This is a genomic window from Dulcicalothrix desertica PCC 7102 (assembly GCF_003991905.1).
GTDB classification, from domain to species: domain Bacteria; phylum Cyanobacteriota; class Cyanobacteriia; order Cyanobacteriales; family Nostocaceae; genus Dulcicalothrix; species Dulcicalothrix desertica.
The window spans coordinates 103751-113637 of the sequence record NZ_RSCL01000002.1; the positions used below are offsets into that span (position 1 = coordinate 103751).

The 9887-nt window shown below is 37.6% G+C and carries 11 protein-coding genes; all 11 read left to right on the top strand.

Going from position 1 to position 9887, the window contains the following annotated elements; translation table 11 throughout:
• The first annotated feature begins 92 nt into the window (after window positions 1-92).
• On the top strand, window positions 93-917 hold the full coding sequence (locus DSM106972_RS04540; RefSeq protein WP_127079287.1) for a DUF4351 domain-containing protein: 825 nt from the start codon (window positions 93-95) through the stop codon (window positions 915-917).
• A gap of 239 nt (window positions 918-1156) precedes the next feature.
• Window positions 1157-1309: a DUF4351 domain-containing protein gene (locus DSM106972_RS04545; protein ID WP_233787585.1), complete on the top strand. Its 153-nt coding sequence runs from the start codon at window positions 1157-1159 to the stop codon at window positions 1307-1309.
• A 506-nt stretch (window positions 1310-1815) separates the two neighbouring features.
• Entirely contained in the window at window positions 1816-2736 is a 921-nt protein-coding gene (locus tag DSM106972_RS04550; RefSeq protein WP_127079291.1) for a hypothetical protein, read from the top strand.
• A gap of 134 nt (window positions 2737-2870) precedes the next feature.
• On the top strand, window positions 2871-3752 hold the full coding sequence (locus DSM106972_RS04555) for a GNAT family N-acetyltransferase (RefSeq protein WP_127079293.1): 882 nt from the start codon (window positions 2871-2873) through the stop codon (window positions 3750-3752).
• Window positions 3753-3897: 145 nt separating this feature from the next.
• Entirely contained in the window at window positions 3898-4083 is a 186-nt protein-coding gene (gene pqqA / locus DSM106972_RS04560; protein WP_127079295.1) for a pyrroloquinoline quinone precursor peptide PqqA, read from the top strand.
• Between the two features lie 65 nt (window positions 4084-4148).
• Window positions 4149-5336, top strand: a complete 1188-nt coding sequence (locus DSM106972_RS04565) for a PQQ-dependent sugar dehydrogenase (protein WP_127079297.1) — start codon at window positions 4149-4151, stop codon at window positions 5334-5336.
• Between the two features lie 7 nt (window positions 5337-5343).
• Window positions 5344-6258 carry a pyrroloquinoline quinone biosynthesis protein PqqB gene (gene pqqB / locus DSM106972_RS04570; RefSeq protein ID WP_127079299.1) on the top strand — a complete coding sequence of 305 codons (915 nt, stop codon included), beginning with the start codon at window positions 5344-5346 and terminating at the stop codon, window positions 6256-6258.
• 73 nt (window positions 6259-6331) lie between these two features.
• Window positions 6332-7048, top strand: a complete 717-nt coding sequence (gene pqqC, locus DSM106972_RS04575; RefSeq protein ID WP_127079301.1) for a pyrroloquinoline-quinone synthase PqqC — start codon at window positions 6332-6334, stop codon at window positions 7046-7048.
• A 4-nt stretch (window positions 7049-7052) separates the two neighbouring features.
• Entirely contained in the window at window positions 7053-7331 is a 279-nt protein-coding gene (pqqD, locus tag DSM106972_RS04580; protein ID WP_158632766.1) for a pyrroloquinoline quinone biosynthesis peptide chaperone PqqD, read from the top strand.
• Entirely contained in the window at window positions 7312-8406 is a 1095-nt protein-coding gene (gene pqqE, locus DSM106972_RS04585; RefSeq protein ID WP_127079305.1) for a pyrroloquinoline quinone biosynthesis protein PqqE, read from the top strand. The genes pqqD and pqqE overlap by 20 nt, the downstream gene beginning before the upstream one ends.
• A gap of 1038 nt (window positions 8407-9444) precedes the next feature.
• A partial coding sequence (locus DSM106972_RS52455) for a calcium-binding protein (protein WP_325052146.1) occupies window positions 9445-9887 on the top strand: 443 nt, incomplete at its 3' end.

Below are 9887 nucleotides of genomic sequence, written 5' to 3' on the forward strand. Positions count from 1 at the left end.
ACAATAAACCAGTACTAATTTATACAATACGCCTTTGTACAGCGTGTTTTTTAATATATGTTTAAAACACCAGCAATACAGGGTTAAAAAAAGTGAGTTACGACAATGTTTGTAAAATACTTGCTGAAAAATATCCACTCGACTTTGCGAAGTGGCTAATATCAAGCAAGGTGCGGAAAGTTGAAGTGCTAAAAACGGAATTGAGTATTGAGCCAGTGCGCGCGGACTCTGTATCGTTCTTGCAAACCGCAGAACGTATTCTTCATATAGAATTCCAGACCCTACCTCAATCTAAGCCTCCGATACCTTTCCGACAGTTGGACTATTCCGTTAGACTCAAACGACAGTACGATTTTCCTGTCACACAAGTGGTAATTTTCTTACAACCAACAGACGACCCCATCGCTTACACAGACGAGTACAGGGACGAAACTACAGTCCATAAATATCAAGTTATTCGGATGTGGGAGCAAGACCCGGAGCTATTTCTAAACAGTCAAGCATTATTACCACTGGCGCCTTTAGCAGCAACAAGTTCACCTGAAGTGTTACTGTCGCAAGTTGCCGAGAAGATTGCTACAATTCCAAATAGAGATGATAGGCAAGACATTGCTGGGTACACACAAGTATTAGCTGGTTTAAAGTTTGACAAAACCGTGATTCGCAATTTATTAAGTGAGGACATCATGAAAGAATCAGTAATTTATCAGGATATACTCCAAAAAGGAGAAATGAAAGGCGAAAAAAATGAGGCTTTTCGCTTTTTGAGCCGCCTATTAAACCAAAAATTTGGCGCCATCGATTCATCAACACTCGAACGCATTCAACTGTTAACGACTGAGCAACTCGAAACATTAGGAGTAGATTTATTAAATTTCTCAAATATTTCTGATTTAGAAGCTTGGTTGAATAGATAATCAAGGGTTAAATTTCAATGTTTACATAATTAGGTCAGAGATAAGAACTTTGACCTTTTGTATAATAGACATCTCCAAAAATTAATAATGCGTTACCTGAAACCCTTGTAGAGACGCGATTTAATCGCGTCTCTACATCCTGCATCGGAGATATCTAATCGTCATTCGCATCAAAATAGTGGTGGCTCACGATTTATTGAGTTTGTAAAATCCTAGCTGAAAAATATCCACTTGAGTTTTTGAGCCGCCAATTAAATCGAAAATTTGGCGCCATAGACCCATCAATTCTCGAACGTCTCCAAGGCTTAACAAAAGCGCAACTTGAAGCATTAGGAGAAGATTTTCTAGATTTCTCGGATATTTCGGATTTAGAGGCTTGCTTCAATAGATAATCAAGAGTCTAACTTTAAATTGTAGATTCTCAGGTCAAAGATAATAGCTTTGACTTTTTTTATGCTTGTATAGGAATCCGATTTTGACCTAATGTGCAACTGCCCAAATTTACTCAGATATTCGTGAATGGGTAATATCTCAACTTACTACAGATAAACAAAAAAATGTCTAATTTTATTATGCTTCAAATAGGCGCCGTTTACATTTTGCTATAGTACCATCATTGTGGAGACGCGATACCCAAGCGTCTCTACAATTGCGCTCGACATATTACAAATTGTAAATATCAGTGATTAAATACTATCAATATAACCATATAAAAACTTTACAATAAAACAGTAATATTTTATACAATACATATTTATACAGTTAGTTTTTTAATATATGTTTAAAACACCAGTTAGCACAGCGTATTAATAATGAGCTATGTTATGTGCTTCTACTTTCAAGAGTTTCAAAACTCCAACTATATATCTTTCTTTACGATTGATGAGGTGGGAATATAATGGCTAGATTTCCATATGATGAGTTTGCCAAGGGTTATCTCACAGAACTACTATCATCAATCGGTAATATAGACTCAAGTCGTAAACTTGCGACTGAGATAAAAGAGATAGATATATATTATACTCTTAACTCTCAAGGGGTTGTTGATGAGCAAAGAAAAGAAGTTCTTGGATTATTAGGAAGGTTTGCGACTTCTTCAGGAATTTTTGAACCATTCCGCAATGCTGCCACACCAGACGAAATTCGTAGTTATGCCAATAAGTTATTCGACATCTTTGCCGACATTAACAGAAAGGCGAAAAACGAAAAAAGAAAAGTTATCCAAACCGAACTACCGCGCTTGTGGGTTTTATCACCTACAGCTTCTAAAGCTCTGCTCAAAGGGTTTTCGGCTACACTAGATGAAGGGTGGATGCAAGGTGTGTATTTTTGTGGAGAAAACTGGAAAACGGTGATTGTCGTCATACACAAACTCCCACGCACACCAGAAACGCTATGGCTAAGAGTGCTAGGCAGAGGAAAGGTTTGGGAACAGGCAGTTGCGGAAGTTCAAGCACTTGGCGCCGATAACCCTTTGCGTAGCGTCGCAATGAATTTATTAGGTAATTTAAAGGCGACACTCAAAGTCAAACAAGATAGAAATAAGGAGGATGAAAAATATCTTATGCAGTTATCACCTATTTACGAACGAGATTTAGCAGAAGCTACTGAGCGAGGGTTACAACAAGGAGTACAACAAGGACAATGCATTGTTGTTGAAAACTTGTTGACGGCTAGGTTTGGAAGTTTAGACCCAGAGTTAATGGCTATTGTTCAGCCTATTGTTGATTTACCAGCTAGTGAGTACTCAAACCTTTTGCTGCAATTAGCTAATCTATCGCGCGAGGAGTTATTAGCTAGGTTTAATTCAGGAAATTAATAATTCTTTAATTTATTGTAAAGAGCCAGCGAAAGAACTAATAGCTGGCTTTTTTACTTTGGTAATACATTTGTTAACCAATTTGAAGGCGCCACTTTCAAGACTTGCTTAAATAGATATTATTAAGTTACTATATGATAAACTCATTCTCATTATATATTGATAGGTCAGATTCGCAACGGCATCTCAATTCACATTGTTTGCTGATTTCTAAATTTCAGCAATTCCTTGAACCATTCAAATTCCCATTGTTTACTGATAAATTTATAGGAACGCTTCGATATCATGTCTGTAAAATTGGTGGAGCAAGGTCAACTCTTGAAAACCTAGAGGTATACAATAATGCCCCTGATTCCTTTTTTATAAACATTGTAGTTAAAGGTTCAGATGGTCTAATTTCTACTTCGTATACGCTGACCGTAAAAGATATATTAGACTTCCCTATAACTAGTCAAACACTTTTGACCACTGAACGATTAGAAATTAGCCTTTTATTGCCTGGTTCGGAGCCAAAAATCATTGAATTTCTACGCGACCCGGACGTTTTAAAAATGAGGGGTATGGGCTATTCGCCAATTGAAAATATTCACTCTATTTACCAAAACCATCACGATTCAGTTTATTGGGATAAGTATTATTTTGTTGTGCGAATACGCAAAAGTAGTGAACCAATCGGTTTTATCGGCTTTTACCAACTTGAACGACCTGACTTAATTACCCCTGTTATTAGTCAGGCGCCTTATGAGTCAGTAAAATTAAGCTATGCTCTGTCAAAAACGTATTGGGGGCAAGGTATTATGTCTGAAGCACTTGCTGTTTGTGTTCCCTGGTTTGTTAAAGGTCAGAATGTGCGCGAACTGGTAGGATTTGTAGAGGTTAACAACTACGCTTCTCGGCGGATGATGCAAAAACTTGGGCTGCAAGACTATGGACTTTTGGAAGACTCCATGTCCAAGGCTGACCTAAAAAATACGTATCGATTTGTAGTCTATAAAAAGTCAATCCTAGTTAATTAACCTCCCCTCTCCTCGTAGGGTCGGGTCGGGGGAGAGGTTTTGGCTTTCGATGAAAAAATATTCATCTAATGTTAATAAAATTTTTATATTTACATATCACAATAGTTGAAGTGATTGTTTTAATTCATTTTATCTGGGGGTTAATATGAGTTTCGATACAAAAAAACAGGGTATAAATACTCAAGGCAATAATTATGCTGCACCTGTTCTGAAAAAGGAGAGTCGTTCAGTTGGTCAACCAGTTAAACCTACTAAAAACTGGGAAGAACCTGATTTTGATGAGTTTGATTTATGTATGGAAGTAACTGCTTATATTAACCATTGGCAGTAATATTTTTGAACGGTTTTTAATTGTAAGTTAGAGTTTTGGTGGCTTAAGCCACCCTACGGAATAATATGAAACAATATTTTAAAGTGTCTTTGTCTATTGCTTTGGGAGCGGCAATGATAATGACATCCGGGTGTTCATTTACACAAGCTTCCTCCAGTACAACACAAGTTGCCCAAAATACAGGCACCTCTACCACATCAATAAAACAGTCAGTTGTACTTGAAGGGTTAGAGCGTCCTTGGAGTATAGCTTGGTTGCCAGATGGTTCTCAGCTAATTACAGAACGTCCAGGGCGCCTAAGAGTTGTGCGTAATGGTGTACTTGACCCAACCCCTATTACTGGAGTACCCGAAGTATTTGCAGTTAACCAAGGGGGATTAATGGATGTTTCCGTTCATCCCCGCTTTGCCGAAAACCGTTTCATCTATCTTACTTACTCCCACGGTACTAACGACGCTAACCGAACTCGTATGGCACGCGCGGTCTTTGATGGGAAATCATTAAAAGATGTAAAAGTTATTTTTGAAGTTAATAAGGCAAAGTCTGGAGGACAACATTTCGGCTCGCGTATTACTTGGTTGCCTGATAATACCATGTTATTAGCTATAGGCGATGGAGGTAATCCACCTGTACAACTTGAAGGTGAATTGATACGCAAACAAGCGCAAAACCGCAGTAGCCATTTGGGTAAGATATTACGACTTAATGACGATGGCTCAATTCCTAAAGATAATCCTTTTGTAAATACTGCCAACGCTAACCCAGCTGTATGGAGCTATGGACACCGTAATATCCAAGGACTCACATTTGATGCAGCGTCGAAGCGTGTATGGTCAACCGAACATGGTGCTAGGGGAGGAGATGAGCTTAACTTGGTTGAAGCTGGTAAAAACTATGGTTGGCCTATTGTTACTTTCAGTCGTGAATATTCAGGAGGAGAAATAACGAAAGAGCGTTCTCGTCCAGGTATGGTTGACCCTAAAACTTATTGGACACCTGCTGCGGCGCCTTCTGGATTAGCATTTTATGATAATAAGCGCGTACCAGATTGGCAAGGTGATTTATTTTCGGGAGAATTAATAGGACAAGGTGTTCGTCATATTAATTTAGATGCAAAAGGAAATGTAACAAGCCAAAATTTAATTGATATTGGTCAGCGAGTTCGAGATGTACGTCAAGGTCCCGATGGATTATTATATGTTTTGACCGATGAGCAAAATGGGCAATTAATCCGTTTGGAACCAGCGAGTTAAGTAATATATGCTAATTAGAATCTTGGGTGCAGCAGCAGGGGGTGGTTATCCACAGTGGAACTGTCACTGTAATGGATGTGAGACTGTTCGAGATGGTGGCGCCATACCATTAACTCAGTCTTCTATTGCAGTACAATCTAAAGAAGATGGTTCTTGGTTTTTGATTAATGCTTCTCCTGATGTACGCCAACAGATAGAGGCAATGCGAGCAGAAGGATGTTTTAACTCACATTCTGGAAATCGTTCACTACCTTTTGCTGGTATTTTGCTGACTGATGCAGAAATTGACCATACTACAGGTTTAATTTTATTACGCGAGTCAACGGCGCCACTCAACATTTATTCTACCGCTACAGTCAAACAAGCATTAACCAGTGGATATGCAATATTATCCACTTTACAAAATTATTGCGGTGTTAAGTGGGCGCCTATAACTCCTGGAGAAATAATACAACTTACTGACGAATTAGAAGTTGAAGCTTTTCCTTTATCTACTAAGGCGCCGAAATATATACAATCAACTATACAATCAACAGAAATAGAAGTATGGGGAATAGGCTTAACAATTCGTGATACAATTACAAATTCAACTTTGACTTATGCTCCTGGTATGGGAAGTATTAATAATGATTTACGGAAAAGATTTGAAAACAGTGATTGTATATTAATTGATGGTACTTTTTGGACTAACGATGAATTGCCTAGTTTAGGTATTGGCGCCCGTACAGCACAGCAAATGGGACACTTACCTTTATCAGGTGATGATGGTAGTTTATCTCAACTAGCTAATATTACTACACGCAAAATTTTTGTTCATATTAATAATACTAACCCAATTCTGATACCTAATTCACCCGAACGCAAAACTGTAGAGAATACAGGTATCGAAATAGGTTATGACGGCTTAACTATTAAATTATAATTTATAAAATCTCCCTAGCCCCCCGAAATTCGGGGGTTAGGGGGAATCAAACCAACTATCCTCTAAAACTACCATGCTTACTATTACAAACCAAATACCTTGGACTGCCGCAGAATTTGAAGCTGAACTGCGTAAACAACACCACCGTTACCACCATTTACATCCTTTCCATCAGCGAATGAATGCAGGAGAACTTACAAAAGAAGAAGTACAACGCTGGGTAATAAACCGCTTTTACTATCAACGTAATATCCCACTTAAAGACGCTGCTATTTTATCAAACTGTCCTGACCATGAAGTCCGGCGCCACTGGATTAGTCGTATTATTGACCATGATGGAACAACAGAAGCTACAGGAGGTATCGAAGCTTGGCTAAAATTAGGTGAAGCGGTTGGTTTATGCAAGGAACACCTTTTAAACGACCAAAATACTCTACCAGGTGTTCGCTATGCCGTCGATGCGTATGTAAACTTTTGTAAAACTAAACCTTGGATAGAGTCTGTAGCTTCATCGCTAACCGAATTATTTGGCCCCGATGCGATTCGTACACGTTTGGCAGCATTAGAAAAACACTATTTATGGATTGACCCAAAAGGCTTTGACTATTTTCGCACACGGTTACATCAGGCGCCTCAAGATGCACGCTATGCTCTAAACTTGGTAATATCTAACTGTCGTACTCGTGACATGCAAGAACGTGCAGTACAAGCATTAATATTTAAATGTGACTTGTTGTGGAGTCAATTAGAAGCTATAGAAAGAGGTGAAACACGCCCCATAAATGTTTAATTCAATGATTAATCATAATTGCCCACGTTTAGTAAAAGGCGCCCGTTTATTTTGGGATGATGTAAGACAGCAAAAGTTCCTATTATTTCCCGAAGGAGCTTTAGTATTAAATAACACTTCATGGGATATATTACAATTGTGTGATGGGCGCCATACTGTTACTGATATTGTTGGTATATTAAGCGCTGAATACTCTCATCCCAATATTGAACCCGATGTATTAAAATTATTAAACAAAATTACAGAACGAGGATTTTTATATTATGACCCCTCGTCCATTTAGCTTGGTCGCTGAACTAACTTATCGTTGCCCCTTACAATGTCCTTACTGTTCCAATCCGTTAAACTGGAGTAGTGATAACTATCGTACCGAACTAGCAACAGAAGATTGGTTACGCATAATTCAACAAGCACGACAACTAGGTGTATTACAGCTTGGTTTTACAGGAGGAGAACCATTACTGCGAAAAGATTTAGAAATATTAGTAGAAGCAGCAGCAAACTTACGTCTTTATACTACCCTCGTGACCGCAGGTACTTTATTAACTAAAGAACGTGCTAGTACTTTACATTCTTTAGGACTCGACCATATTCAAATTAGTTTACAAGATAGTCGGCCGCCTGAATCAGATTATATTGCTGGTACACCTTCTTTTCATCAAAAAATAGCAGCAGCACGTTTAGTGAAAGAGCTTGGTTTTCCTTTAACATTAAATGTAGTACTGCATCGCCAAAATTTAGATAGAATCGAAGAAATTATTGAATTAGCAGAAACACTACAAGCTGACCGTATAGAACTAGCTAACACTCAATATTACGGTTGGGCACTAAAAAATCGTGCTGCCTTATTACCAACACGCGAACAATTAGAACATGCAGAGCAAGTAGTAAAAGCGGCTCAACAACGGCGTAAAATTCCAATGGGAATACTTTACGTCATACCAGATTACTATGATAAATATCCAAAACCATGCATGGGAGGTTGGGGACAACGTACTTTAATTATTGCTCCCAACGGAGATGGTTTACCTTGCCAAGCAGCAATGTCAATACCACATTTAACATTTGCAAACGCACGCGAACACTCTTTAGAATATATTTGGTATGACTCTCCTGCAATGAATGCCTATCGTGGCGCCGCATGGATGCCAGAATTATGTCAAAATTGTGACCGTAAAGAAATTGACTGGGGTGGATGTCGTTGTCAAGCATATCTACTGACTCAAGATTCTACTGCCACCGACCCAGTTTGTCATTTATCACCCCAACACTCACAAATACTAGCAATACGTGAACAAGTCTCATCTAATCAACAATCAGACTTTGTTTATCGTGGTATGGAGCGTGACGCAAAATAAAATTTTGTATTTATTATTATAAAATACTTATATTCACCTATAAATAAACCAGTAAAGATATGGTCTTTACACATAGCTTCCTTCCCCACTCAACTAAAAGGTTGATTTTGCGAAAATTTATCGATGCAGATATTGAATAGTGAGGTACACATTCAATTAGTTTATCTTTTGTGGAGTGGGCTTTCTCTTGCCCCGCTCTTGTATACTTTATTAGAATGAGAAATGCTATAACACGACTAGGAATGAAACTAACGCACTCTCTTGAGGTAGAGTTTAAAGGAGAATGGTGTATAGAAAACACCTGTATCCTCGAAAAGGAAGATTACTTACTCTAAAATGTTTAAGTTTAAATAGTCAGTAATTTAGACAATCTTTATTTGCACTATTCATGATTTGGAATTATCCGGAATTCTACTCTTTACTGTTGGATAAATAAGCTAAACCAGTTAAAGGTCATTTATAGATGGATGACATAAGTTGACATGTAATTTATGAACATGCCATACTTTTCTAGGTAAAGATGTTAAAGGTGAAAAGTTCATAAGGGCTAATGATATAGGTTTAAAAATCGCGTTGGTATCCTTACAGCAACTTAAGTTATACTGAGACATCATATTATTAATGCTGTTCTTTTTTAAAGTGTTTTAATTCAAAATATTATACAGAAGCTTTGTAATAAGCTTACTTCTAATTATGCTAAATTTTATATTGGCATAATCATATTAATGTGTTCTTTTTACTTTAAAAGGTGATTAGAATTAAATTCGTATTGGCGCCTCTCAAATCTTTTTTATACTGAATAATTGTATATAAATTTTCTGTGAAGGGTAGTTATACGTAAAAAGATTGGTATAATATTTTTTATATGGGTGCTATATGCAAAATTTACTTACAACTTACAGGAGTTGTGTGTAAAACCCAAACATCATTGTTAAAAATCATAGGCGGAATTACTGTGAAATAAATGTTTACACAGTTATTTTGTTGCGATTGTAAGGCAAATCAGCGAAAAGAAGTAGTCATTAAGGAACAATCAACATGATTATAAATGGTACAAATGGTAACGATTCTTTGATTGGTACTGCTGCAATTGATACATTGTCAGGTCTTGGGGGTAACGATTTTCTTGATGGTCGAGGAGGCGCCGATACTTATTTGTTTTTCCGTTCAAGTGGACAAGACACGCTCTATGACAGCAGTAACGACATTAGCGTAGACCAAGCTATCTTTTCAGGTACAGGTTTAACATCAACTAATGTTATTGTTACTCGCCTAGGTACAAGTGATGATTTAAGGATTTCTTTTGGTAGTGGTATCTCTGACTCTGTTATTCTCAAAAATCAAGTTGATACCCTTAGACCAAACTTAGGAGTTGAAAGCATCACATTTAGTGATGGGGTTACTTGGAATGAAGACCAACTTTGGAATGCTTATTTAACACAGGGTGCCGCTTCTAATGACACCTTAGAAGGCACAAATCT